Raw genomic sequence first — 25322 nt, forward strand, 5'->3', positions numbered from 1 at the left:
CTTTTGCCGCGGCGCGGCATCAAACCTTCAGACGCTGGCGCCGCCCGGTCCTCGTGGCGGCGCATCACCCGGCTACTCTGACCCGGCTACTCTGGAGGTTTCATGAAAACCCGCACGCTGCTTCTGCTTGCCTGTATCCCCCTCGCCCTGGCCGCCTGCAGTAGCAGCAGCGAGCGCTCGGCCTCGGCGCCCGCGACCATGCAGGTCGACCTGCAACGCTACCAGGGCACCTGGTACGAACTGGCCCGACTGCCGATGTTCTTCCAACGCAAGTGCGTGCAGTCCGAAGCCCACTACGCCCTGCGCGAAGACGGCCGCATCGACGTCACCAACCGTTGCCGCGACAAGAACGGCGAGCTCAGCGAGGTCAACGGCATCGCCGAGCCGCAGGTGGCCGGCCGTACCGACAAGCTGTGGGTGCGCTTCGACAGCTGGTTCAGCCGCATCGCCCCAGGCCTGACCAAGGGCCAGTACTGGGTGCTCTACCACGACCCCGACTACAAGGTTGCGGTGGTCGGCCACCCCGACCGCGACTACCTGTGGCTGCTGTCGCGCACCCCCGAAGTCACCCCCGCAGTGCGTGAGCGACTGCTGAAAGTGGCGAAGGATCAGGGCTATGACACTTCGGAGTTGATCTGGCGCAAGTGACTCGGCGACTGCGAGGGGTGGCAGTTGGTCACTTTCAGAAATACAGCTTCGCCCTATACTAGTCCCTCCAGAGTTACCTTCTGTCTTCCACTGACAGGGGGCTACGAGTGTCGAGCAGAGCATTGATAAAGGAATTGCTGGCCGCTGGATGGGTGCTAAAGCGCGTGACAGGGAGCCATCATATTTTCAAGCACCCTATCAATCCCAACACCGTCCCGGTGCCACATCCGAAAAAGGATCTTCCGGCCGGGACGTTGCAGAGCATTCGCAAAAGGGCGGGACTGGTATGAACAACCAACATGAATCACGCTCAGAGGAAAGCACCATGCAATACCCTATCTGCATCGAATGGGGAGACGAGCACACGGCTGTGGGCATCCAGATTCCAGATATCCCTGGCGCTGTCACTGCCGGTGATGACTTCCAGCAAGCCTACGCTGCGGCGCTTGAAGTCGCGCACATCATGCTTGAGGAAATCGCGTGCTCCGGTCAGCCTATTCCGCTGCCTGGTGATGCCGCCGAGCATCGCAGTAACAGTGAATTGGCAGGGATGGGTTGGGGCATGCTGGATATAGACATCGCCCCGTATCTGGGCAAGACAGAGAAGGTCAACGTGACGCTGCCTGGAACGGTTATCCAGCAGATCGACAGGTACGTGCATACCCACAACATCAAGAGTCGCTCGTCATTTCTGGCAGACGCCGCCCTGGAAAAGCTCAATCGCTGATCACAACACCCCAGACACAAAAAAACCGGGCCACTACTCAGTGGCCCGGTTTTTTTCATCTCGACGATGCCGCTCTCACAGCGGCACCGGCTCGATGGCTTACAGCGCCATGTCGCGTGCCGGATCGTTCTTGGCAGGCTTGGCTGGCGCATCGGCCGGGGCGGTTTCGACGCTCTGGTCGATGACCGGCGGCTTCTCCAGTTGCAGCACTTCGGCGGTATAGTTCCACTCTTTCTGCACCGCGGCAGCCGAGTCGTTCAGCTTGGTGCCGTAGCTCGGCACGATCTGGTGCAGCTTGGCTTGCCACTCAGGGGTCGCGACCTTCTCCTTGAAGATGGTTTCGAGCACGTTGAGCATGATCGGCGCAGCGGTCGAGGCACCCGGCGAGGCACCCAGCAGGCCCGCCAGGGTGCGGTCCTTGGAGGCGACCACTTCAGTGCCCAGCTTCAGCACGCCGCCGTGTTCGGCATCACGCTTGATGATCTGCACGCGCTGGCCGGCCTGCCACAGACGCCAGTCTTCTTTCTTGGCATGCGGGAAGTAGGTGCGCAGCGCTTCGAAGCGGTCTTCGTCCGACAGCATCAGCTGACCGGCAAGGTATTCAACCAGTGGGTACTGATCGACACCGACCTTGGTCATGGGCCACACGTTGTGCAGCGTAGTGCTCTTGAGCAGGTCGAGGTACGAGCCGTTCTTCAGGAACTTGGTCGAGAAGGTGGCGAATGGGCCAAACAGGATCACCCGCTTGCCGTCCAGAACACGGGTGTCCAGGTGCGGAACCGACATGGGTGGCGCGCCGGTGGAGGCGATACCGTAGGCCTTGGCCATGTGCTGCATGGCAACGCTCGGGTTCTCGGTGACCAGGAACGAGCCGCCGACCGGGAAGCCTGCGTATTCCTTGGCCTCTTCGATGCCCGACTTCTGCAGCAGCTTCAGCGCGCCGCCGCCAGCACCGATGAACAGGAACTTGGCGTCGGTGGCCGACTCGGTGCCATCCTTGAGGTTCTTGTACTCGACGTGCCACGAGCCATCGTCGTTGCGGGTGATGTCCTGCACTTCGCTGGACAGCTTCAGGTCGAAGTTGTCACGGGTCTGCAGGTGCTTGACGAACTGGCGGGTGATCTCGCCGAAGTTGACGTCGGTGCCGATCGGGGTCCAGGTCACCGCGAGCTTCTGGCTCGGGTCACGGCCTTCCATCATCAGCGGAACCCACTTGGCGATCTGCGCGTGGTCTTCGGAGTACTGCATCGGGCGGAACAGCGGGCTGGCTTGCAGCGCGTCGTAACGCTTCTTGAGGAACTTGATGTTGTCATCACCCCACACGAAGCTCATGTGCGGCGTGGTGTTGATGAACGAGTGCGGGTTGTTCAGCACACCCTGGCGCACCTGCCACGACCAGAACTGGCGCGAGATCTGGAACGCTTCGTTGATCTCGATGGCCTTGCTGATGTTGATGCTGCCATCCTGGTTTTCCGGGGTGTAGTTCAGCTCAGCCAGCGCAGAGTGACCGGTGCCCGCGTTATTCCAGCCGTTGGAACTCTCTTCAGCCACGCCGTCCAGGCGCTCGACCATCTCCATCGACCAGTTCGGCTCGAGTTCGTTGAGCCACACCGCCAGGGTGGAGCTCATGATCCCGCCGCCGACCAGCAGCACATCTACTTTCTTGGTTTCTGCGGCGTGCGCGTGCATGAAGCTCGCGGCAACAGCCAGACCCAGCAGGGTCTTGCCAGCTTTCTTGAACATTGATCAATTCCAATCGTTAGCACGTAAGGACGGCGAGTGCCTGACCTCGATTGTTTCTGTCCTTCAGCGCACGCTTGTTATTGATCATTGGAGTCGCCTGCCGGAAAACAGCAACGCTCAGTCAAGGGTCAGAAAAACCCTACAAGGCTGAAACGTTTTTCCGATTGTAACCGAAACTCTCGCACAAACAAATTGTCGGCGCGTCAAGGCGGCAGGTTGTCCCAGGGTGCAACGGCTCAGGCGAGCCGTGCCATTTCCTCGGCAACGATCGCGACTGTCTCGCGAATCTGCGCCTCGCTGTGCTCGCACGAGACGAAAAAGCGCACCCGCGCAGCCTGCTCCGGCACCGCCGGATAGACGATGGGCTGGGCATTGATGCCACGCTCGAACAGCGCGCTGGACAATCGTCCGGCCTTGAACGAGCTGCCGGTGATCACCGGAATCACCGCAAGCCCGGTGCTGGTGGCCGTGTCCAGCCCGGCGGCAATCGCCAATTGCAGGAACAACTCGCCGCGCGCCTGCAACTGCCCGACCCGCTGCCCTTCATCTTTTTTCAGCAGGCGCACCGCAGCCAACGCAGCGGCGGTCACCGACGGCGGCATGCCGACGCTGTAGAGAAAGCCCGGAGCGAAGAATTTCAGGTGCTCGACCAGCGCGCTGCACCCGGCAATGTAGCCGCCACAGCTGGCGAGGGTCTTGCTCAGGGTGCCCATCCAGATGTCGACGTCATCGCCGGCCAGCTGGAAATGCTCGCGAATGCCTTGGCCGGTACGCCCCATGACCCCCAGCGAGTGCGCCTCGTCGACCATCAGGAAGACCTTGTGCTTGCGCTTGAGCTCGACGAAGCGCGGCAGATCCGGATAGTCGCCGTCCATGCTGTAGATGCCCTCGACCACCACCAGCACCCGCTCGAAGTGCTGGCGCTGCTCGCCCAGCAGGCGATCCAGGGCCTGCCAGTCGTTGTGGGCGAACGACAGCCGCCGCGCGCCGGACAACTGGATGCCTTGCAGCACGCTGTTGTGGATCAGCTCGTCGTGCAGCACCAGGTCACGCGGGCCGAACAGGTAGCCGATGGTGGTGACGTTGGTGGCATGGCCGCTGACCATCACCACCGCGTCATCCACCTGGTACAGCTCGGCCAGCTCGCGCTCCAGCTCGCGATGCAAGGGCCGGTCGCCGGAAACCGGACGGCTGGCCGATACCGAAGTGCCGTAGCGATCGATCGCCGCCTTGGCCGCTTCGGCGACCTCGGCATGCCCGGAATAGCCCAGGTAGTTGTAGCTGGCGAAGTTCACGTAGCGGCGCTCGGTGATGTCCGTCTGCGCCCCGGCGGTGCCTTGGTGCAGGCGGAAGAACGGGCTGCTCAGGCCCATTCGCGCACCGGTCTGTTGCATCACCCGCAGGTGCTGGTAGCCCGGGTACTGGTCGAAGCGGTAGAAGGCCTCGGGGACTTTCTGCGCAGCCTGTTGTGCCTGCTCCAATGTGGCGCCGCTCGCCTGTTCCGGCTCACTGCGCCGGCGCGCCAGCGCTTGCTGGATCAGACGTTGCTTGGCATCCACACCGAGGCCCGTAGGCGTTCTTGCTGTCATCGAGGGCTCTTAGTCAATCAATCGGTTAGGCGCCGCACTGGCATCGGCCAGGTCGGCGTTCAGCGCAGCCATCTGCGTGGCGTCCAGCTCGCTGCCATGACGGGCAAGCAGGTTCTGCGCCAGGTTGTCCGGGGCCGCGGCGGTGTTGTCGGCGGCGTCGCCACGCAGCAGCTCGAGCAGGCGCACGCTCAGTTTGTCGATACTGGAACTCTCGCTGAGTTCCATGACCGGCAGACGAATGCCGAAGCGCTCTTCAAGCGCCACCACCAGCTCGACGCTCATCAGCGAGTCCAGACCCAGTTCCTGCAACGGCCGCTGGGTATCCAGGCGCGCCGCCGGCAGGCGAAGGATTTCGCAGACCTCGTGCTTGAGCATCTCGGCGAAGCGCTCGAGCAGCTCTGCATCACTGAGTTCGGCGAGCATGCGCTGGATGTCTTCGCCATCGTTGTCATCGTCCTGATCACCGCCATGGGCGCGGGCCAGCTCGATGAAGCGCGGGCTGCTGGAGGTGGGCAGGAAGCGCGACAACGCTTTGAAGTCCAGCTCCAGCACGCCGTGGCCATCCTCGCCTGCCAGCAGCATGTCTTCCAGCTGGGCCAGGGCCACCTCGGCGCGCAGCGCAGCGCCGCCCATGCGGCTTTGCAAGGCGTCCTTGATCTGCGTGTTGCGGGCCAGGAAACCGACGTCGTCGATGGCGCCCCACAGCACTGCCGTGGCTGCCAGGCCCTGGGCGCGGCGATGGCGCGCCAGGGCCTCGAGCCAATGGTTGGCGGCCACATAGTTGGCTTGGCCGGGGTTGCCGAACAAGGTCGTGGCCGACGAGAACATGACGAAGAAGTCCAGCGCCAGGTGCGCGGTCAGTTCGTGCAGGTATTGCGCGCCCTGGGCCTTGGGCGCCAGCACACGCTGCATCTGCGCGGCATCGAGGTTACGGATCAGGCCGTCGTCGATCACCGTGGCGGCATGCACCAGGCCGCGCAGCGGCCAGGTGCTGGCGTCGATCTGCTCGATCACCTGGGCCAGCGCTGCACGATCGGTGATGTCGCAAGCCACGGCACGCACATCGAGGCCGGCCGCCTGCCACTGGGCAAGGCTGGGTTGTGCCTCGACGCTGTCGGCGCCGCGCCGGCCGAGCAGCACCAGGTGCCGCGCGCCCTTGTCGATCAGCCACTGCGCGGTGCGCAGGCCGAAGCCGCCCAGGCCACCGGTGACCAGGTAGGTGGCATCGTCCTGCAGACGCAGCTCGCCACTGACCTGCTCACGGGTATCGACGGTCTGCTCGATGGGGTTGCCATAGGTGACGACGATCTTGCCGATCTGCCGCGCCTGCTGCATGTAGCGATAGGCTTCGACCACCTGGTTGGCATCGAACTCACGGAACGGCAACGGATGCAGGATGCCCTGCTCGAACAGCCCCATCATTTCGCCGAACAGGCGGCGGGTCAGCTGCGGGCGCTCGCTCATCAACTGGTCGGCGTCGATGCCGAAGTAGCTGATGTTGTTGCGGAACGGTCGCAGGCCGATGCGGGTGTTCTGGTAGAAGTCGCGCTTGCCCAGTTCGAGGAAGCGGCCGAACGGCTTGAGCACGCGCAGGTTGCGGTTGATCGCCTCGCCGGCCAGGGAGTTGAGCACCACGTCGACACCACGCCCGTTGGTTGCGGCCAGCACCTGATCGGCGTAGGCCAGCGAACGCGAATCGTAGACCTTGTCGACCCCGAGCAGGCGCAGGAAGTCGCGCTTCTCGTCGCTGCCGGCGGTGGCGTGAATGTCGGCACCGAGCCACTTGGCGATCTGGATCGCGGCAATCCCCACACCGCCCGCGGCGCCGTGGATCAGCACGCTTTCGCCAGGTTCCAGGCGCGCCAGGTGGTGCAGCGCGTAGTAGACGGTGAAGAAGGTGCTGGGAATGGTCGCTGCGGCTTCGAAGGACATGCCCTCGGGAATCCGCGCCACGGCATTGGCGTTGGTCACCAGGCGGTTGGCGAAGCTGCACGGGCCGAAGCCGACCACGCGATCGCCCGGGGCGAAGTCGCCTTCCACGGCACTGCCCTTGCCCTGCACCACCCCGGCGAACTCAAAGCCCAGGGTCGGGCCGGAGAACCCGTTTTCGATGGCTTCATCGGACAGCAAGCCCAGGGCGAACATCACGTCGCGGAAGTTCAGGCCGGTGGCGCGTACCGCGATGTCGAGCTGATCGGCGGCAGGCTGCTGCGGCTCACGCACTTCCCAGCGCAGGTTGCGCAGCTGGCCGGGCAAATCGAAGCCCAGGCAGACCCAGCCCTGATGCTCGCTGTGGCGCTGTACATGGCTGTCGAGCACACGCAGACGCGGCACGTAACGGCGGCCCTGGGCGTCGAGCGCCAGTTCGGTTTCGCTGTCGGCATGCAACAGCGCCGGCAGCATCCGCTCGATGGCAGTGTCCGCGGCCAGGTCGAGCAGGCGGATACGGCAGCTCGGCGACTCATTGGCCAGGGTCCGGCCGAAGCCCCAGAAGGCCGCGTCGGCCAGCCCTGGCAGGCTGCTGCTGGCCGCAGCGTCATGCCAGTGCTCGGCGGCGCCGCGGCTGATCAGCCAGCACTGCGGGGCGATGCCCTGCGCTTCGCAGGCCTGCACCAGGGCTGCGGCCAACAGGCAGCGCTCGGTCTGGCCATCGAGGCCAGCCGCGCTGTCCAGGCCAGCCAGGTGAATGATGTGCTGCGGCGCCTGATCGAGCGCGGCCAATTGCGCGGCCAGCGCCTGGGCATCGCCCGGTTGCAGCAGGCTGACCTGCTGGCCAGCTTCGCTCAGACCCGCCAGCAATGCGGTGCAGGCAGGCTGATCGGCCGAGCCCAGCAGCGCCCAGTGCGCAGGGGCCGGAGCAGCCTGGGCGGGCACGGCCCTGGCGGTGCTGTCGGCGAGCAGCACGTAGCTGCCGCAGGCGGTGCCAGGTAGCGCCTCAAGGGTGCTGACCGCACTCAGGCCATGGCGCTGCAATTCATGAATCCAGAAGCTCGGCGCCTGCTGACGCGACAGCGCCTGCTGCGGGCCGGCCAGCCACCAGTCGTTCTGCGCGCCGAAGACGAAGTCGACCCAACGCGCCGGATACTGCGCCAGCAGCGCCAGTTGACCCTGCGGATTGAGCCGCGCCGCCGCCTGCGCCAAGGCATTGCCGAGCACACCAAGGGCGCCCAGATCACTCGGCAACAGTACCCAGTCGAAGCTGCCCGCCTCGGCCAGTTGCTGCAGATCGATCACCTGCAAGGCCGGGCAATCGTCGCCCAGGCGCTGCTCCAGGTCAGGCTCGGCGACGCAGTAGCAATAGTCGAGGCGGTCAAAATCCAGCCCCGGGTATAACAGCTCGGCGAACGACGGCCCGCCGACACCGAACTCCAGCACCCGCAGGCGCTGGCCTTCGGGCAATTGCGCCAGGCGCTCGGCCAGGCTCTCGGCAATCCCGCCACGCAGGCGTTGCTGGCCGGCAGCACCGAGCACCAGGCGGGCCAGACTGGCGCCGCTGGTCTCCCGCGGCTGCAAGCTGTCCAGCGTGGCTTGGCCGTCGAGCAGGCCCTTGAGGTGGCGGCCAATGCGGCCCACCGAATGGATGATCTGGAAATATTCCGGGTAGCTCTGGAACAGCTCCTGCCAGATCGCTTCGCTGCTTGGGCGCTCGTCCAGTGCCGCCAGGCTCACGCTGCCGTCGTCGCTACGCAGCAGGCTGCCGTCCTGCTCGGCGTCGCGCAGCAGGCTGGTCAACCAGTCGCCGTGGCTCTGCGCCCAAAGCGCCAGTTGCTCGGCGCTCAGGCGGCCGCCGGCCTGCTCGACCAGGTCGAGTACGAAGCTTGCGCACAGCACATCGAGCAACGGCTCGACCTCATTGAGGTAGCGCTGCTGCGCGGGCTCGTCCTGGAGGCTGGCCATGGCTTCGACCAGCGCCGCAGAACCCGAGGCCGAACGTTGCAGCGGCACCACTTGGCCCGGCGCTGCGATACCGACATGGCCCAGGCGCTTGACCTGCCCGGCGCGGTCGTATTGCAGGCGCACGCCGCGGAAACGCGCATCCTTGATCGCCAGCACGGCAGCGCCGCTGGCGTCGAACAGGGTGAAATCCACCAGCAGCGAATGCTCGGTGCGCTTGCTTTGGCGCACCTCGACCCGCTCGGGCACGCCACCAGCGACGCTGAAGGCGATGCGCCCGAACTTGACCGGAATGAAGGCCAGGCCACGGTTGCGTCCAGGCTTGCTGGCCAGCAGCTCGGTAATCAGTTGGAAGGCGCCGTCGAGCAAGGCTGGATGCAGGTGCAACTGCGGCAGTTCCTGGGCGATGGCCGCAGGCACGCTCAACTGGGCAAGGATGCGACCCGGCTCGACCCAGGCCGCCGCCACCGACTGGTAGGCCGGGCCGTAGTTCAGGCCCACCGCGCGGGTCAGCGCCAGGTGTTGTTCGCCGGTGAAGTCGGGCGCACGCTCAGGCAACGCCGGGGCGCGGGCTTCGAGCAGCACGCCACGGGCTTCACCCGGTAGACGCGCAACTACGTGCTGCACCCACTCTTCCTGATGAGCCAAGGTCCGCGAGCGAATGCGCAAGGTGCCGTCGGCTTCCTCGATCTGCACGCGCACTTTCTTGCTGCCGTCACTGCCCAGCAGCAACGGGTTGTGAATCTCCAGTTCTTCGATATCGACGAACTCGCCCGGCTGGTGCAGTTGCGCCGCCGCCATGGCCAGTTCGGTGAAGCCGGCGCCGGGGAACAGCACCGACTCACCGACCTTGTGATCGCCCAGGGTGGGGAACAGTTGAGTATCCAGACGGCTTTCCCAAGTCAGCGGCTGATCCGGCAAGGTGTAGCCGAGCAGCGGATGGCTGCGCTGACGTTGCAGGGTGCCGCCACTTTCGGCGCTGACCGGCAGCAGGAAGCTGTCGCGCTGCCAGGCATAGTTGGGCAGGCGCACTGGCTGGCCAACCACCGGGAAGCGCGGCTGGCCCTGGGGTTCGATGCCGGCGATCAGCAGGCGAGCGACGCAGCGCTCGAGCAGCAGCGGGCTGTGCTCGTTGCGCTTGAGGGTGGCGACCACCTGGCCGGGTCGCTCACAGGCGTTGAGCACGTCAGTGACGTAGCTGCGCAGAATCGGATGCGGGCCGATTTCGACGAACAGGTTCGAGCCATCGCGCACCAGCGCATCGATGGCGCCCTGGAACAGCACCGGCAGGCGGATGTTCTGCCACCAGTACTGGCTGTCCAGGCGTTGGCCGTCGAGGGCACCGCCGACCACGGTGGAATAAAACGCAATGTCGCCGCTGCGCGGGGTGATGTGGGAAAGGTCTGCGATGACCTGCTGCTCGATCGGGTCCATCGCCGCCGAGTGGAAGGCGTAGTCCAGGTCGAGACGACGGGCGAACACCTGGCGCTCGGTGAGCACCTGTTCCAACACGCTCAGCGCATCGACGTCGCCGGCCACGGTGGCGCCGCGCTCGCTGTTCTCGCCAGCGACCACGATACGCTCGCCCAGGCCCAGCTCGGCAATCAGCGCCGCCGTGGCTTCACCCGACAAGCCCACGGCGGTCATCCGCCCGCTGCCGCGGGTCAGGCCCTGCAGGCGGCTGCGGTGATAGATCACTTGGGTCGCATCGCTCAGGCTCAGTGCACCGCTGGCCCAGGCCGCGGCCACTTCACCGACGCTGTGACCAACCACCGCCTGCGGCGTGAAGCCTTCGCTGCGCAGGACCTGGGTGACCGCCACTTGCAGGGCGAACAGCGCCGGCTGGGCGATCTCGGTACGCGCGTAGCGCTCGTCACCGTTGTCACCGCGAAGCTCGGCCTCCAGTGAGAAGCCTGCCAGCGGCTGGAACAACGCATCGACCTCACGCACACCCGCGATGAACTGCGGATGCTCGAGCAGCGCGCGGCCCATGCCCTGCCATTGCGAGCCGTTGCCCGAATAGACGAACACCGGCCCGCTCGGCGCATCCAGCGCCTGGCCGCTTTCCAGCACCGCGCTCAGTTCGCTGAGGCTTGGGTCCTGAGCGTAGTCATCCAGCGCCTGGGCCGCTTCGGCCGGGTCATCGCTGATCAGCACCAGGCGCTGGGCATGGGCGTCGCGGCGGAACATGGCCTGGTAGGCCACATCGTAGTAATCAGCCTGCGGCTGCTCGGCGAGCAATGCCGCGAAGCGCTCGGCAGTGGCACGCAGGCCCTGCTCGCTCTTGGCACTGAGCAGCAGCGGTACGCGGCGCTGTTGTGCAGTGTGCGCGGCGCGGGCCTGCGGCGCCGGGCTTTGCAGAATCACGTGGGCGTTGGCGCCGCCGAAACCGAACGAGTTGATGCCCACGGTGAGCGGGCCCTCGGCTTTCAGCGACAGCGGTTCGGTGACCACCTGCAGGTTGAGGTCGGCGAACGGAATATTGGCGTTGAGCGCTTTCACGCCAATGGTCGCCGGCACGGTACGGGTTTGCAGGCAGTGCAGCGCCTTGACCATCCCGGCCACGCCGGAGGCGGCCTCAAGGTGGCCGACGTTGCTCTTCACCGAGCCGATCGGCAGCGGATTGCCGGCGCCGCGGCGCTGCGCCAGGGCCTGGCCGATGGCGCGTGTCTCGATCGGGTCACCGACCGCAGTGCCGGTGCCGTGGGCTTCCAGGTAGTCGAGCTGCGAAGGTTCGATGCCGGCCTTGGCGTAGGTGCTGTCGAGCAGCGCAGCCTGGGCCTCGGCGTTGGGCAGGGTCAGGCTCGACTTGCGTCCATCGGTATTGACCGCGCTGCCGGCAACCACGGCAAGGATGGTGTTGCCGTCTGCCACGGCCTGGTCATAGTCCTTGAGCAGGAACAGGCCACCGCCTTCGGAGCGTGCGTAACCGTCGCCGTTGTCATCGAACGACTGGCAGCGCCCGGTGCGCGAGAGCATGGTGGCCTTGGCGAAGATCATGAAGCCGAACGGGTGCATATGCAGGCTGATACCGCCGGTTACCGCCTGGTCGACATCACCGCTGAGAATCGCCTGGCAGGCCTGGTGGAAAGCCACCAGCGACGACGAGCAGGCGGTGTCGATGGCCATGCTCGGGCCGCGCAGGTCGTAGAAGAACGACAGCCGGTTGGCAGCGATGCTCATGGTGTTGCCGGTAGCGGTGGCGGCATCGATCGAGGCCAGGTCATCGACCAGGCGGTACGCCTGCTCGACCCCGGCGATGCCCAGGTACACGCCGCAATTGCTGCCGCGCAGGCTCGAAGGCTTGACCCCGGCGTTTTCGAAGGTTTCCCAGCACATCTCCAGCAGCATGCGCTGCTGCGGGTCCATCATGGCCGCTTCGCGCGGCGAGATGTTGAAGAAGCCCGCATCGAACGCACTGATGTCGCCCAGGGTGCCAGCCGCAAACGTGTAACTGGTGGCTGGGTTGGCTTTGTCCGGGTGGAGGAACTCCGCCTTGTCCCAGCGGGACGGATCGACCTGGGTCACCAGATCGCGTCCGTCCATCAGGTTTTGCCAGAAGCTGGCCGACGTCGAGCCGGGGAAGCGGAATGAAGAACCAACGATTGCTACCTGTCTACGCTTGATCAAAACCCATTCCTTCAAAACTCATCGGGGGCACCGTCCCTTGCTACAGACAGCCGCCATGCCTGGCCTGTCCACGATAGGGCAGGTCGGATGTCGCTGATGATCGTCTGATAACCAGAAGCCACGAGGCTCGTCACGGAAAGCTAGACACCTTCGTCTGAAAAAGGCGTCAGAAGTTTCCTTGATATGTAAATAGATGATACGCGGTCGGCAGAGTAGGGAAAACCCTTGCCCTTGTGGTGGGTATCACAGTGTGGCGGGGCAAACCGCAGCCTGGGCCTGTGCCAGGCCCGGAAACGACAAACCCGCCTGCACCGACGAGGCGGCGCAGACGGGTTCCGGGGAGCTGAATCAGTAGATCTTTTCTTGCAGCACGCGCTTGAGGTATTGCCCGTAGCCGTTCTTGCACAGCGGCGCCGCCAGCGCTTCGAGCTGCTCGGCGCTGATCCAGCCCTGACGGAAGCTCACCTCTTCCGGGCAGGCCACTTTCAGGCCCTGACGGCGCTCGATAGTGGCGATGTAGCCGCTGGCTTCGAGCAGCGAATCATGGGTGCCGGTGTCGAGCCAGGCATAACCGCGGCCCATGATCTCGACCGACAGGCGCCCCTGCTCGAGGTAGATACGGTTCAGGTCAGTGATTTCCAGCTCGCCACGCGGGGACGGTTTGATGCCCTTGGCGATCTCGACCACATCCCGGTCGTAGAAGTACAGGCCGGTCACGGCGTAACTGGACTTGGGCTGCTGGGGTTTCTCTTCCAGGCTGATGGCCTTGCCCTGCCCGTCGAACTCGACCACGCCATAACGTTCGGGGTCTTGCACGTGGTAGGCGAAAACGCTGGCGCCTTGGTCCCGGCCCATGGCGTTGCGCAGCAGGTGCTGGAAGTCGTGACCGTAGTAGATGTTGTCACCCAGCACCAGCGCCGACAGATCGTTGCCGATGAACTGCTCACCGATCAGGAAAGCCTGGGCCAGACCGTCCGGCGAAGCCTGCACGGCATAACTGATGTTCAGGCCCCACTGCCCGCCATCGCCGAGCAGTTGCTCGAAACGCGGGGTGTCCTGCGGCGTGGAGATGATCAGGATGTCGCGAATGCCGGCCAGCATCAGAGTGGTCAGCGGGTAATAGATCATCGGCTTGTCGTACACCGGCAGCAACTGCTTGGAAATCGCCAGCGTCGCAGGGTGCAGGCGCGTGCCGGAGCCGCCTGCGAGGATGATGCCTTTACGGTTCATGTCGATCATTTCCCATGGATTTCAGTCAGCATGCGCGCGACGCCTTGGCGCCAGTCAGGCAGGGTCAAGGCGAATGCGGCTTGCAGTTTGCGGGTGTCCAGGCGCGAGTTGGCCGGGCGCCGGGCGGGGGTCGGATACGCGTCGGTGGTCAGTGCAGTGATCTGTTGCGGGCCGATCTTGAGGTTGGCGCCAAGCGCCTGCGCGTGCGCGAGGACGAACCTTGCGTAGTCGCACCAGGTGGTCTCCCCCGCCGCAGCCAAGTGGTACAGCCCGCTCAACGCAGGTGTGCGGCGGGTGGCCACGATGGCCTGGGCCGTAACGTCGGCAATCAGCTCGGCACCGGTCGGTGCGCCATGCTGGTCGTCGATCACGCCCAGGCTTTCACGCTCGCCGGCAAGGCGCAGCATGGTCTTGGCGAAGTTGTTGCCACGGGCGGCGTAAACCCAGCTGGTGCGCAAGATCAGGTGCGCGCAGCCTGCAGCCTGGATCGCCCGCTCACCGTCCAGTTTGGTCTGCCCATAGGTATTGAGCGGCGCCACAGCGTCGGTTTCGCTCCAGGGCTGAAGGCCATCACCGGGAAACACGTAGTCGGTCGAGTAATGCACCAGCAGCGCGCCACGTTCGGCAGCAGCGCGGGCCAGAACGTCCACCGCGTCGGCGTTGAGCAAGCGCGCCTGGTCGGGCTCGCTTTGCGCCTTGTCGACCGCCGTGTAGGCCGCCGCATTGACGATCACCTCGGGGGCGAAGGCGGCGACGGTCGCCGCCAGCCCTTGCAGATTGGCCAGGTCGCCACAGTACTCGGTGCTGCGCGAGCTGAGCGCCAGCACCTCACCGAGCGGCGCCAGGCTGCGCTGCAGCTCCCAGCCGACCTGGCCCTCACAGCCCAGCAACAGAATCTTCATGCCGAGCGCCCGCCATAGTTCTTCTCGACCCAGGCGCGGTAGCCACCGGACTGCACGTTATCGACCCAGTCCTGATTGCTCAGGTACCACTCCACCGTTTTGCGAATCCCCGTTTCGAAGGTTTCCGCCGGCTTCCAGCCCAGCTCGCGCTCCAGCTTGCGCGCGTCGATGGCGTAACGACGATCGTGCCCCGGTCGATCGGTGACATAGGCGATCTGCTCGGCGTAGCGCATGCCGTCAGGACGCGGACGCAGCTCGTCGAGCAGCGCGCAGACGCGGTGAACGATGTCCAGGTTGGGTTTCTCGTTCCAGCCACCGACGTTGTACACCTCGCCCACCTGCCCCGCTTCCAGCACACGACGAATCGCGCTGCAGTGATCCTTGACGTACAACCAGTCACGAATCTGCTGGCCGTCGCCATACACCGGCAACGCCTTGCCCGCCAGCGCGTTGACGATCATCAGCGGAATAAGCTTCTCGGGGAAATGGAACGGCCCATAGTTGTTCGAGCAGTTGGTGGTGAGCACTGGCAAACCGTAGGTGTGGTGGTAGGAGCGCACCAGGTGATCACTGGCGGCCTTGCTCGCCGAATACGGGCTGTTGGGCTGGTAGGGGTGGGTCTCGGTGAATGCCGGTTCGTCGGCGGACAGCGAGCCATAGACTTCATCGGTGGACACGTGCAGGAAGCGGAACGCGCCGCGCTGCTGCTCAGGCAAGGCACCCCAGTACGCACGCACCGCCTCGAGCAGGCGGAAGGTGCCGACGATGTTGGTCTCGATGAAGTCTTCGGGGCCGTGGATCGAGCGGTCGACATGGGACTCGGCAGCGAAATTGACGATGGCGCGTGGCTGATGCTCGCGCAACAGACGCTGCACCAAGTCGGTGTCACCGATATCGCCGTGGACGAAGATGTGCCGCTCATCGCCTTCCAGGCTGCTCAGCGTCTGCAGGTTGCCGGCATAGGTCAGCTTGTCGAGATTGACGACGGGCTCGCTGGAGCCAGCGATCCAGTCGAGAACGAAGTTTGCGCCGATGAAGCCGGCGCCGCCGGTTACCAAGATGGTCATTGTGATGAACGTCCTCTGTGCACGTGTTCACCCAGGGCAGGCATGCCCATGACGGGTGAGGCGCCGCGTGGTGGCGACGCTTTGAATAGTCGGGGGTCGAGCGGCTCGCTCATGGTTCGAGCCGGCGTTGCTGGTACAGCCAGTCGACGATATCGCCGCTCGGCGCATAGCCGCTTACGCTGTCGCGCAGCAACTGGCGAATGATCTTGCAGTCGTCGGTCGCCACCGCAGCCAGCAGCAGATCGAGGCGTTGCTTGAGGGTTTCCCAGGGCAGGTGGTCTTCATTGGCACTCATGATCATCGGATGCCCCGTGGCAAGCACGTTCTCGCCGATCAGCAGTTCCTCGTAAAGTTTTTCACCCGGACGCAAGCCAGTGAACTCGATGGCGATGTCGCCCAGAGGGTTGCGCTCGGAGCGCAAGGTGAAGCCAGACAGGTGAATCATTTTCTCCGCCAGTTCGACAATCTTCACCGGCTCGCCCATGTCGAGCACGAAGACATCGCCACCCTGCCCCATGGACCCTGCCTGGATCACCAGTTGCGCGGCCTCGGGGATGGTCATGAAGTAGCGGGTGATCTTCGGGTGCGTGACCGTCAACGGGCCACCGGCCTTGATCTGCTTGTGAAACAGCGGAATCACTGAACCGGACGAGCCCAGCACGTTGCCGAAGCGGACCATGGTGAAACGCGTCTTGTTGACCTGGGATACATTGCCTTCTTCGCCGAACAACACCGGTGCCAGCTCACGACTGAGCGCCTGCAGGACCATTTCCGCCAGACGCTTGGTACTGCCCATGACATTGGTCGGGCGCACCGCCTTGTCGGTGGAGATCAGCACGAAGTTGGCGACGCCCGCCTTGAGCGCAGCCTGGGCGGTGTACAGCGTGCCCATGACATTGTTCAGAACGCCCTCACGCACGTTGTGCTCGACCATCGGCACATGTTTGTACGCCGCTGCGTGGTACACCGTATCGACCCGCCAGGCGCTCAGCACTTCCAGCAGCGTGACCGAGTCGCGTACCGAACCCAGCATCGGAATCACCTGTACGGCCAGACCCTCGCGTGCGACGCGCTGATCCAACTCGCTGCAGATGCTGTACAGGTTGAATTCGCAGTGCTCGAACAACAACAGCGTGCGCGGTGCCTGGCCGACGATCTGCCGACACAGCTCCGAGCCGATCGAGCCGCCGGCGCCCGTGACCATCACCACCTGCCCGACGATGCAGCGTTCGAGCAGGTCATGCTGCGCAGGTACGGCATCACGCCCCAGCAGATCGCCGATATCGACTTCCTGAATGTCATCGACCTTGACCCGGCCGCTGGCAAGGTCCATGAATCCGGGGACACTGCGCACATGCAAAGGGAAAGCCTCGAGCAGGCCAAGGATTTCTCGCCGACGACTGCGGCTGGCCGACGGAATTGCCAAGAGGATCTCTTCGGCGCCAGTGGCATCGATCATGCGTTGCAGCTTGTCAGGTGCATAGACCTGCAGACCAGCAATGACCCGGTCGCTGATGCTCGGATCATCGTCGATGAACGCCACCGGACGCATGTCCTTGCCCATGCGCAGCGCACCCACCAACTGGTTGCCCGCAGCCCCGGCACCATAGATCGCGACCCGCGGCAGACCATCGTCGCGACTGGCAAACGGCACATGCTGCGCAGCCGCCGCGAACCAGTCACCGAGAAAGTACTGACGCATGGCCAGGCGCAGCCCACCGATCATGATCAGGCTGAGCCACCAGTAGTTGAAGGTGATCGAACGTGGGACGACAACTTGCCGATCACCCGCCAAATAGATGATGAAACCCAATAGCAAGGCCGACATTGAAACCGACTTGATAATGGCGATCAGCGCGTCGTTACCGAAGTAGCGCATCACCGCTCGGTACAGCCCGAAGCGGATGAACAAGGGAATCGACACCAAAGGCGCGCAAATGAACAGCCAGGTGTGATCCAGGACAGGGTTGGCCAATTCGTCGATTCCCAGGCGTACGACGAAAGCCAGCCATAGTGCGATCCATACCAGCAGCACATCCGCCACTACCTGAATCGCCCGTTTCTGCCGACGAGGCAGCCCGAGAAGGAACACGCGCAGCTTTTCCATAAGACCCCTAAGTTCTCAAGTCGCTTGGTCGCTCGAGCGTTCCGGCGCCCCAGCGTGCTGCAAGCAGCACCAGCGGCACATAGGCGATCAGCACGCCCAATGCACCATCAAGCCCCAGCAGTGCCACACACAACGCAATGGGCAGAAGCCAGAAAAGGTTGAGCGCTCCAACCGCCAAGGTGACCGGCAAGTGCCGAGCGTAGTGCCGTGAGGCGAACTGATAGGCATGACTGCGATGCGCTTCGTAAACTTTGTCGCCGCGCAGCAACCGGCGCATCAGCGTGAGCGTGGCATCGACGACGAACACGCCCAACATGATCAACCAGCACCAGAACAGGGCCGAGGACTGCCAAGCTGCTTGCAGTGAAAGGCCTGCCAATACGATGCCGAGAAAACCGCTGCCTGCATCGCCCATGAAAATCTTCGCAGGTGGAAAGTTCCAGAAGAGGAATCCTGCTGCAGCGGCCGCCAGGATTAAAGGTAGCACCAGCAGCGAAGATAGCCCTGTGAGCCCTGCGAGCAGCGCCATGCTCAGGCAAACCGTGATGGCTTCAATACTGGCCAGGCCATCGATACCATCCATGAAGTTGTAGAGGTTGAGCATCCATACGCAGTAGAAAGCGGTCAGCACTGCGCCAATCCAATGCAAGTCGAGCTCATACCCCACTACCAGCAGCGGCGGCAGTCCCCCTAACCAGAGTAGCAGCCACAGGGCTGCTGCAAAGTGACCCAGCAGTCGCCAACGTGCAGCGATATGGCCGTGATCGTCCATGAAGCCGATGACAGCGATCAGGGCGCCGCTCCCCCCGATGCCTAGCAGGACGGCGCTATCGACGACAGCGAGCACGCCCAATACCGGCAGGCACGCCAAAAACGTCAAGACGATGCTGAGTCCACCACCGCGCGGCGTCGGGACCACATGCGAACTGCGCGCATTCGGCACATCAATGATCTGCTTGTGCAGCGCATAGCGGCGCAATAACCCTGTCAGCAGACAGGAGAGCGCAACGACTACCGGTAACAACCACCACCCAATCATCTTTCACTGCCCTTGAGAAAATGCTGAGCTGTCGCCTGCAACGCCGCGTCGACGCTGACAGGCGGGTTCCAATCGAGCAATTCGCGAGTTTCGCTTATGTCCACTTGCAACGATCCGCATAGGCGCTTGGCCAGAGCGCTCGCATTTCTGCCACGGGCGAGCGCATACATGAGCCCGGTGGGAAAAGGCAGCAACCGGGCAGGCTTGCCCAGAACCTTGCCCAGCCGCCGAAGGAGTTCGGTCGTCGAAAGGTCTTCCCCATCACTGACAAGCAAGACCCGATTGGCGGCGCGCGGATGAGCGATGCACGTCACCAGCAGGTCAGTGAGGTTGTCCAGCGCGACCAAGCTACGTTTGTTGTCAATGGCGCCGAACGGCAAGGGCACGCCCCTGCGCAACCACTTCATCATGGTCTGGAAGTTGGCTTTTACACCCGGCCCGTAGACCAGCACGGGCCTGACGACTACGCATTCCATGGATGTTTCCCGCGCCAATGCCAACAAGGCGACTTCCGCCTCGAGCTTGGAAACGCCATAGGGGTCGGTCGGGTGCGGTCGATCGCTGGCACGATATGCGGCGCGATCGTCTGTACCTTCGCCATTGACCTTGATGGAGCTGACGAAGATGAACCGCCGCACACCAGCTGCTGCCGCAGCGCGAGCCAATTGCAGCGTGCCCTCGACGTTGATACGGCGATACTCAGCCAGCGGGTCACTGTCGGTTTCGCGCATCACGTGAACGCGCGAGGCCAGGTGGATGACCGTATCGGCGGCTTGCAGAAGCGCTGCCGGACAGGCCGCCATATAGTCTTCCACTACCTCATAGCGGAGGTTTTCTCCTGGACATACCGGCCGTTTGCGGACCAGTCCGACGGCCGTATAGGACGTGTCGGCGCGCAACCGCTCCATCAAGGCGCTGCCAATGAATCCATTGGCCCCTGTAACCAGTACCACTGCACTCATGACTTGACTCCTTTCACCGCGAGGCCGATGCACAACAGAGCAAAGGCTGCCTTGTCACGCGGCCTGCGCCGGCATTGATTGCAACTGAGGGCTAGGCGTAGCAGGCCGACACGGTTGAAGGAGCGCCAGGAGCGCACGAAGGCATCGTCACCGCGCCCGGCCAAGTCGGCGATCAGTCGAGCCTGACCGAGCCACCAACCGGCGAAGACTTTGCCGATTCGGCGTTGGAAAGCTTGCAAGCCTGTGTTGACGCCGACCTGATTGCTGGCGTGCTGGCGGTAGCGCATATGGATCTGTTGGTCGATGAACCACCGGTGGCCACTGGCTCTGGCGATGGCATAGCAGTACCAGTCATGCAGGGTGACCTGCTTGATCGACGCACACTGTCGGCCCACGGTGTCGATCAGCTTACGTGCCAGCGTTTTGTTGAAAACGTACGTACAGCCTGGGCCAGCGGCTTCGAACAGATAGTCGTACGCGACCAGGGGCTGCGATTTGCGTACAGTTTGCTCTCGACCATCGGGCCAGTAGGCCAGCACGTCCGCCGAATAGGCTGAATACACCCCTGCGGCCAACACTTGATGGGCGCGCTGGAGCTTGCCCGGCAGCCATTGGTCATCCTGATCGGAGAAAGCGATATAGTCGAAGCCGTCGGGGTCGCATTCGGCAAGCAGGCGGAAGAAATTGGCGGCCGCCCCCCCGAAACGCTGGCCGTGCGCCAGATGCGTCACCCGCGGCTCTTGCTCGGCCCATTGAGTCACTAACGATTCGGTGTCATCGTCGCTGGCATCTACGCTTACCAATACATGCACTGCTACACCGGTCTGGGCGAGGATCGAAGCTATCTGTTCGTCGAACCACTGCCGTCCGTTGAATGCCGCCAGCAACACCAGCACCCGCGGAAGCGACTGACTGGCGACGGTTGGATCGCCGGAGTGATCGGCGGCTGCATTTGTCCACAGCGTCATCTGACACCACCCAACTTATTACTTAGACCATGGCCGATGCCGCGCAACATCATGCGTAACGACTCGGCTCGCCGAGTGTCGATCAAAAGGTTCATGAAAAACCGCAGCATCAGTCCCTGACCCAAGCGAAGTTTCCAACGCCAAGGGGTGTGCGCCATCCTGATGACCGCCACGGTATTCCTGAAATAGAAATATCGACGCACCGGCGAATAGACGAAGAAGCTGAGCCCCAGGATCTTGACGGGAGGCGCTTCGGACAAGGCGTGCCCCATCTCTACGTCGGTGCATCCATACACAGTTTGCCCCGCGTTCATGACACGGAAGCACCATTCGGTATCGGTGTAATCCACGAACAGGTCTTCGTTGTACGTGAAGCCTCGTCGCCACGCCGATACCGTCACCATCATGCCCGAGGTGATGAGGGTGTCGGCGGCGACCAATCCATCGCCGTCGCTCGACGCATAGACCGCGTTGATCTTGCCCCCCGCCGAACTGTAGAACGGAAAAGGCTTTTTTTCGGCCATACGACGGTCATGAAACTGTGGTCCAACCGCCACGCAGCGTGAATCTTTTGCCTGCCCCCTTTTCAGGGCAGCGTGCAGCCGCTCGATCAAATCAGCACTGACCTGACTGTCTTGATCGAATGTGACCAGACACTCAACGCCCGAGGCTTGCGCAATCGCGAAACCACGATTCAGCGCAGCGCCGAGCCCCTGATTGCCCTGCATGTCCAGGTAATGGATGTTGCTCCTGAGCAACGGATCGGCCATGAGAAAATCGCGCCCCCCGCCGTTATCCACCAGAATCAGCAGCTCAACCTGTGGTGATAGCGCTTCCAACAACCCATCCAGCACTGCCATTTCCGGGTGGTAAGCGACCACCACGGCTCCAAGCCTACTCATGCCGCAATCCCTTCCTGTTGAACCGTCAGGTGAGGCGCCACCTGGATGCGAGGTGTCAAAACGCTGCTCCAGAACCAGAGCACGACGATGAAACCGAATGAGTTGAAAAGCACCGGATTGCTCAATGACATGATCAGGTAGATAAGCACCATGATCCGAGCGCTGGAATGTGACCAGTCGCCTAACCTGACATAGCGACTTGGGAATATGATGGCCACCAGTAGGACAAAGGTCAGCGGCAGTCCGAAGAAGCGTAGACTGTCCATCCAGGTAATTTCGGTTTGTGCGACCCAACGGTTGTAACCGCTAGTGTAGAAATAGTTCCCCATGCCATTACCGGTAAGCAACGAACGCGCATCGATCTGTTCGTAGAACGAAAGCAGGTGGCCGAGCTTGATACCGTTGGATGTTTCAGTAGGGCTGAATACGGCAGTATGGGTGACCAAATAGAACAAGATACCCATCGTCAACGGCACCGTCACAGCCAATGTCAGCAAACGCAAGCGCCAAGGGCTTCTGAAATAGAACAGGGCCACAATCATGAAGGCGCCCATAAGCATCAGCCCTCGCGACGCGGTGAAAAAGATGCACAGCAGAATGAGAGATGCCCATAAGCCATCACGCCATTTCCCGTCGAGAAACGAGAGAAAAAAAAGCGCCAGGGGAATTAGCAGGAAAGGAGAAGCCCTATGATGCAACATGAACATTTGCAGGCTTCCAAATTGGCGAATGCCATAGAATCCTAGTTCATGCTGCATGTAGTAGTTGAGCAGGTACTGGCTGAGGTCGGCGGTGGGCATCAGCAGCAATGCGCAGGAAAACAGCGTCATGATCAACGCGAAAGAGCCACCCACTCCCTTCAGAATCGAAGTCATGTCGATAGCCTGATCGTCAATCAAAAAAATGAAAAACAAAGTGGTGGAACCCAGCAGCATCTGCCGCGCCAAGGCAAGATCACTATGGCTGAACAGGGACAGCACGAAACCGTATAGGAAAACGGAAAAGATGATGAAGGGTGACAGCGTGCGCACGGGCGCACTCAACGCCGCATAGACGGACGCCAAGATCAACGGAACGAACAATAACTTGTTCAGCACGAAAACTGGCAGCAATATGCTGGTCAGGCAATAGCAGAAAATCAGCATGTAAACCAATTTGGCGTTACGCATCACAATCGGCTCTCAATGACCTGTACTCCGTGAACGATGCCGTGTGCAGTACAAGCACAGCTTGATGATCAACTTGCATTTCTTCATCACCCCGAGGCGCCTGAACACTGCCAGCGCCAGTCGCCTACGCAGTCTCATCAGTTGCCAAAACGTCCGTACGTCAACATCGGCATCACGCCCCCCTCGAGCAGACTGCATGAAACGAATGTCACCCGACCATGGGCAAAATTGGTCCATCAAATTAGGCGACACTATGCCGGCGTACAGGCACTCGATGTAACGCGCCTTGACGTGCGCGTAGCCGTTGACGAGGTTTACCTGTTCGGCAGTTTGCGGGGTTAGAACATAAGTCTTCACCTGCTGTATGGCCGCATCAACATCGGCGGACTTCATATTTTCGGCAGGTGAATACCCTTGAAATGGCGATACCAGACCTATGCACTTCTGCCCGGAGAGCAGTTGTTCGGCATAGGCCGTACCCCCGGGGAACGGATGACTGTCAACATAGAAACTGGCGCATTTCACAAGCTGTTGGTATTGATCGAAGGGAACATGCCGCATCGTTTGGAAACGCCGTGGAAACTGTAATCGCAGCCCCCACCACCAAGGATTCAGTGACACATTGGGACCGATGACCAGGAACGTGGCATCTGGAAAATCCTGTAACAAGCGCCGAATCAGTGGGCGCATATCCTGATCGCCCCTGGGTTTGTATTTAATGTCCGCGCCCGCCGATAAAAAAATCAGCTTATCAGCTCCATGTTGGGCATCGTCCGTTCGTACGACTTTGCAGGAGGGTTGATTTACCGGAATTCCCAAGAAGGACTTGCGACCTGTAATGTCCTTGTGCTCATCGACCCGCCGTCCATAACTGCTCAGTTCAAAGTAGACATCGGCTGCGGCGGAACCCAGACTGAAACAATGATCTGCATGGTTGACGAAATACACCTGGGTCGAGGATATTTGCTTGGCAAGCAGCGCCGAGACGACTGCGGTAATATCGTCGGGATGGATACTCAGCACGACCCGCTGGTAATTCGACATGGTATGAACCATGTACCGAATCGATCGCAGATCGTCCACAGTTGATTCGACAACGTAGACCTCACTGAAATAGCGGCTCACCTTTTCGATCACCTGCGCATCCGCGGTCCGGGTGACAAGCAGATCAGGCGCAGTATCATGCATACTCGCCAGCTTTTCCATCAGGCGGGTGTGCCCCCCCGTCAGATACGCTTCGCTGATCACATGAAGTGTATCCCGGGTGGGCGAACAGACAGTCTCCTGTAGCATCAGGGATTGCCCAGCGCGTTCCGCCATTGCCCGTTCTAGCAATGGCGCGTCGTAGATGCCGACATTCATCGACCAACATAAATTGGCATAGCAACGCGAAAGGTTCAGTGCCGTATGTAAGCATGGCTCCTCAACGGCAGCGCTATGCAGCGCCTGCAATTCACGCTTCATGCCGTAGCCTGTGCGGACGTCGGAGCTAAAAGTCCATCGAGACGGCGGTAAACTAAAAAATACATAATCAAAGCATAAAATGAATAATTGACAGCATATGCCCAGACGGCCCCTTCGAGCCCATATTGACTGGTCAAAAGCAATGTCAAAGCGTAGAGCGAGAGGCACGCAGCGATCTCGGTCGCGATGAACATTTTGAACATTGCCTTGCTCAACATAATGTAGGCGATCAACCAACTACAGATCTTCAATGCGTCGCCAATCAATTGTCCGGCGAACAGCGAAGTCATCGGTAAAAATTCGGGAGTGAACAGCAACTTCACGATCAAGTCGCGCAGCAAAAAAACTACCACACAACTCACCATCAACGCCGGCACGATAATCGTGTAGCCTTCGCGCACTTCACGCTTTATCTGCGCAGCCGACGTAAGTTCAGACAAGCGCGGCAGGTAATAAACCCCCAGCGTGGTAGTGACCAGCAGCAAATACGCGCTGCTCAAACGTGTCATGGCCTCCCAATAACCCGCTGCGTCGCTGCCGAAGGACTGGATCAGGTGATGACGGATCGCGATCTGCATGACGGGAACACAAGCCGCAGACACCAACGCCATGAGAGCGAAGCGCCCGAGATTCGATGCGATGGTTCGATCAATCTGGCCGAAAATGAAGCCCCAACGAAACCAGTCACGCGTAGACACGATCAAGGCAGTCACGAGAAAACTGAACGATTGGTACGTGACCAACGCAATCAGCGCACCTGCCAGACCGTATAAACGCGTCAGCAATACGGTCGCGCAAAAGGAAAGTAAACTGCCTGCGATGTTAGCGCATACATACCACTCGATTTCCTTGCGACCGTTGAGGATTGCCAACAGCAGCGCGTTATAGGAAAAGAATAAAATGCCTCCGGAAAACCAAAGAAATACGCTGGAAAACTGCTCGCTGGCGAAGAAAACTTGCGACAGTGTTACACTAAACATCGCCATCATCACGGCGATGAGCGTGCAGGCGATAGCCGTCATCGTGCCGCTGGTTCGCCACAACACAATTTCTTTTTCACGCCCCCCTTGATATTCAGCCGTGTATTTGACCACCCCAGAGGTGATCGCGCCACTCGACGCCGTCGTGAGGACTTGAATAGCATTCTGCAACTGGCCAATCGCCGCGTAACCGGCAGGCCCGATATGTAACGCTAGCACCTTATTGAGGCCCAGCATCGTCGCCATCTTCACAGCGACGGCGATGGCATTCAACAGACTGGTTCTGATCAACTTCATGTAA

Annotated in this window: 17 protein-coding genes; 3 read left to right on the forward strand and 14 right to left on the reverse strand. The window is 61.8% G+C overall.

Going from position 1 to position 25322, the window contains the following annotated elements; genetic code table 11:
• The first annotated feature begins 102 nt into the window (after positions 1–102).
• The 3 genes from H618_RS0108320 to H618_RS0108325 all read left to right on the forward strand — a co-directional run bounded on the left by H618_RS0108320 (position 103) and on the right by H618_RS0108325 (position 1375).
• A complete protein-coding gene (locus tag H618_RS0108320) occupies positions 103–648 on the forward strand; it encodes a lipocalin family protein (protein WP_028694639.1) in 546 nt (181 codons plus the stop codon).
• 107 nt (positions 649–755) lie between these two features.
• Entirely contained in the window at positions 756–938 is a 183-nt protein-coding gene (locus tag H618_RS22365) for a type II toxin-antitoxin system HicA family toxin (RefSeq protein WP_081673732.1), read from the forward strand.
• Between the two features lie 35 nt (positions 939–973).
• Entirely contained in the window at positions 974–1375 is a 402-nt protein-coding gene (locus H618_RS0108325; protein WP_028694640.1) for a type II toxin-antitoxin system HicB family antitoxin, read from the forward strand.
• Positions 1376–1474: 99 nt separating this feature from the next.
• Here the strand turns inward: H618_RS0108325 and mqo are convergent, their stop codons facing one another.
• From mqo to H618_RS0108395, 14 genes are all read right to left on the reverse strand, one after another.
• Positions 1475–3118 (reverse strand): malate dehydrogenase (quinone), encoded by a 1644-nt coding sequence (gene mqo, locus H618_RS0108330; RefSeq protein ID WP_028694641.1) that lies wholly within the window; start codon positions 3116–3118, stop codon positions 1475–1477.
• Positions 3119–3354: 236 nt separating this feature from the next.
• Positions 3355–4707 carry an aminotransferase class I/II-fold pyridoxal phosphate-dependent enzyme gene (locus tag H618_RS0108335; protein ID WP_028694642.1) on the reverse strand — a complete coding sequence of 451 codons (1353 nt, stop codon included), beginning with the start codon at positions 4705–4707 and terminating at the stop codon, positions 3355–3357.
• Between the two features lie 9 nt (positions 4708–4716).
• Complete coding sequence (locus H618_RS0108340) at positions 4717–12231, reverse strand: type I polyketide synthase (protein ID WP_028694643.1); 7515 nt, start codon at positions 12229–12231, stop codon at positions 4717–4719.
• 348 nt (positions 12232–12579) lie between these two features.
• Positions 12580–13461 carry a glucose-1-phosphate thymidylyltransferase RfbA gene (gene rfbA / locus H618_RS0108345; protein ID WP_028694644.1) on the reverse strand — a complete coding sequence of 294 codons (882 nt, stop codon included), beginning with the start codon at positions 13459–13461 and terminating at the stop codon, positions 12580–12582.
• 5 nt (positions 13462–13466) lie between these two features.
• Entirely contained in the window at positions 13467–14363 is an 897-nt protein-coding gene (rfbD, locus tag H618_RS0108350) for a dTDP-4-dehydrorhamnose reductase (RefSeq protein WP_028694645.1), read from the reverse strand.
• A complete protein-coding gene (rfbB, locus tag H618_RS0108355) occupies positions 14360–15430 on the reverse strand; it encodes a dTDP-glucose 4,6-dehydratase (RefSeq protein ID WP_028694646.1) in 1071 nt (356 codons plus the stop codon). The genes rfbD and rfbB overlap by 4 nt, the downstream gene beginning before the upstream one ends.
• A 109-nt stretch (positions 15431–15539) precedes the next feature.
• Entirely contained in the window at positions 15540–17537 is a 1998-nt protein-coding gene (locus H618_RS0108360; RefSeq protein WP_028694647.1) for a polysaccharide biosynthesis protein, read from the reverse strand.
• A gap of 7 nt (positions 17538–17544) precedes the next feature.
• A complete protein-coding gene (locus H618_RS0108365) occupies positions 17545–18576 on the reverse strand; it encodes an MraY family glycosyltransferase (RefSeq protein ID WP_028694648.1) in 1032 nt (343 codons plus the stop codon).
• A complete protein-coding gene (locus H618_RS0108370) occupies positions 18573–19538 on the reverse strand; it encodes a UDP-glucose 4-epimerase family protein (RefSeq protein ID WP_028694649.1) in 966 nt (321 codons plus the stop codon). Before H618_RS0108370 ends, H618_RS0108365 begins: the two co-directional genes overlap by 4 nt.
• Entirely contained in the window at positions 19535–20506 is a 972-nt protein-coding gene (locus H618_RS0108375; protein ID WP_081673733.1) for a glycosyltransferase, read from the reverse strand. Before H618_RS0108375 ends, H618_RS0108370 begins: the two co-directional genes overlap by 4 nt.
• Positions 20503–21408 (reverse strand): glycosyltransferase family 2 protein, encoded by a 906-nt coding sequence (locus tag H618_RS0108380; RefSeq protein ID WP_028694651.1) that lies wholly within the window; start codon positions 21406–21408, stop codon positions 20503–20505. Before H618_RS0108380 ends, H618_RS0108375 begins: the two co-directional genes overlap by 4 nt.
• Positions 21405–22577: a hypothetical protein gene (locus H618_RS0108385; RefSeq protein WP_028694652.1), complete on the reverse strand. Its 1173-nt coding sequence runs from the start codon at positions 22575–22577 to the stop codon at positions 21405–21407. The genes H618_RS0108380 and H618_RS0108385 overlap by 4 nt, the downstream gene beginning before the upstream one ends.
• A 12-nt stretch (positions 22578–22589) precedes the next feature.
• Entirely contained in the window at positions 22590–24041 is a 1452-nt protein-coding gene (locus H618_RS21425) for a group 1 glycosyl transferase (RefSeq protein ID WP_154660633.1), read from the reverse strand.
• A complete protein-coding gene (locus H618_RS0108395) occupies positions 24038–25318 on the reverse strand; it encodes an O-antigen translocase (protein ID WP_028694653.1) in 1281 nt (426 codons plus the stop codon). Before H618_RS0108395 ends, H618_RS21425 begins: the two co-directional genes overlap by 4 nt.
• Positions 25319–25322 lie beyond the last annotated feature (4 nt).

Source organism: Pseudomonas cremoricolorata DSM 17059 = NBRC 16634, assembly GCF_000425745.1.
Lineage (GTDB): Bacteria > Pseudomonadota > Gammaproteobacteria > Pseudomonadales > Pseudomonadaceae > Aquipseudomonas > Aquipseudomonas cremoricolorata.

Bases quoted from the DNA above. Each gene is read 5' to 3' on its own strand.
- rfbB (WP_028694646.1), bottom strand. From the start codon at position 15,430: ATGACCATCTTGGTAACCGGCGGCGCCGGCTTCATCGGCGCAAACTTC.
- H618_RS0108365 (WP_028694648.1), bottom strand. From the start codon at position 18,576: ATGATTGGGTGGTGGTTGTTACCGGTAGTCGTTGCGCTCTCCTGTCTG.
- H618_RS0108385 (WP_028694652.1), bottom strand. From the start codon at position 22,577: ATGCGTAACGCCAAATTGGTTTACATGCTGATTTTCTGCTATTGCCTG.
- rfbD (WP_028694645.1), bottom strand. From the start codon at position 14,363: ATGAAGATTCTGTTGCTGGGCTGTGAGGGCCAGGTCGGCTGGGAGCTG.
- H618_RS0108335 (WP_028694642.1), bottom strand. From the start codon at position 4,707: ATGACAGCAAGAACGCCTACGGGCCTCGGTGTGGATGCCAAGCAACGT.
- H618_RS21425 (WP_154660633.1), bottom strand. From the start codon at position 24,041: ATGAAGCGTGAATTGCAGGCGCTGCATAGCGCTGCCGTTGAGGAGCCA.
- H618_RS0108325 (WP_028694640.1), top strand. From the start codon at position 974: ATGCAATACCCTATCTGCATCGAATGGGGAGACGAGCACACGGCTGTG.
- rfbA (WP_028694644.1), bottom strand. From the start codon at position 13,461: ATGAACCGTAAAGGCATCATCCTCGCAGGCGGCTCCGGCACGCGCCTG.
- H618_RS0108380 (WP_028694651.1), bottom strand. From the start codon at position 21,408: ATGAGTAGGCTTGGAGCCGTGGTGGTCGCTTACCACCCGGAAATGGCA.
- H618_RS0108375 (WP_081673733.1), bottom strand. From the start codon at position 20,506: ATGACGCTGTGGACAAATGCAGCCGCCGATCACTCCGGCGATCCAACC.
- H618_RS0108320 (WP_028694639.1), top strand. From the start codon at position 103: ATGAAAACCCGCACGCTGCTTCTGCTTGCCTGTATCCCCCTCGCCCTG.
- H618_RS0108370 (WP_028694649.1), bottom strand. From the start codon at position 19,538: ATGAGTGCAGTGGTACTGGTTACAGGGGCCAATGGATTCATTGGCAGC.
- H618_RS0108395 (WP_028694653.1), bottom strand. From the start codon at position 25,318: ATGAAGTTGATCAGAACCAGTCTGTTGAATGCCATCGCCGTCGCTGTG.
- mqo (WP_028694641.1), bottom strand. From the start codon at position 3,118: ATGTTCAAGAAAGCTGGCAAGACCCTGCTGGGTCTGGCTGTTGCCGCG.
- H618_RS0108360 (WP_028694647.1), bottom strand. From the start codon at position 17,537: ATGGAAAAGCTGCGCGTGTTCCTTCTCGGGCTGCCTCGTCGGCAGAAA.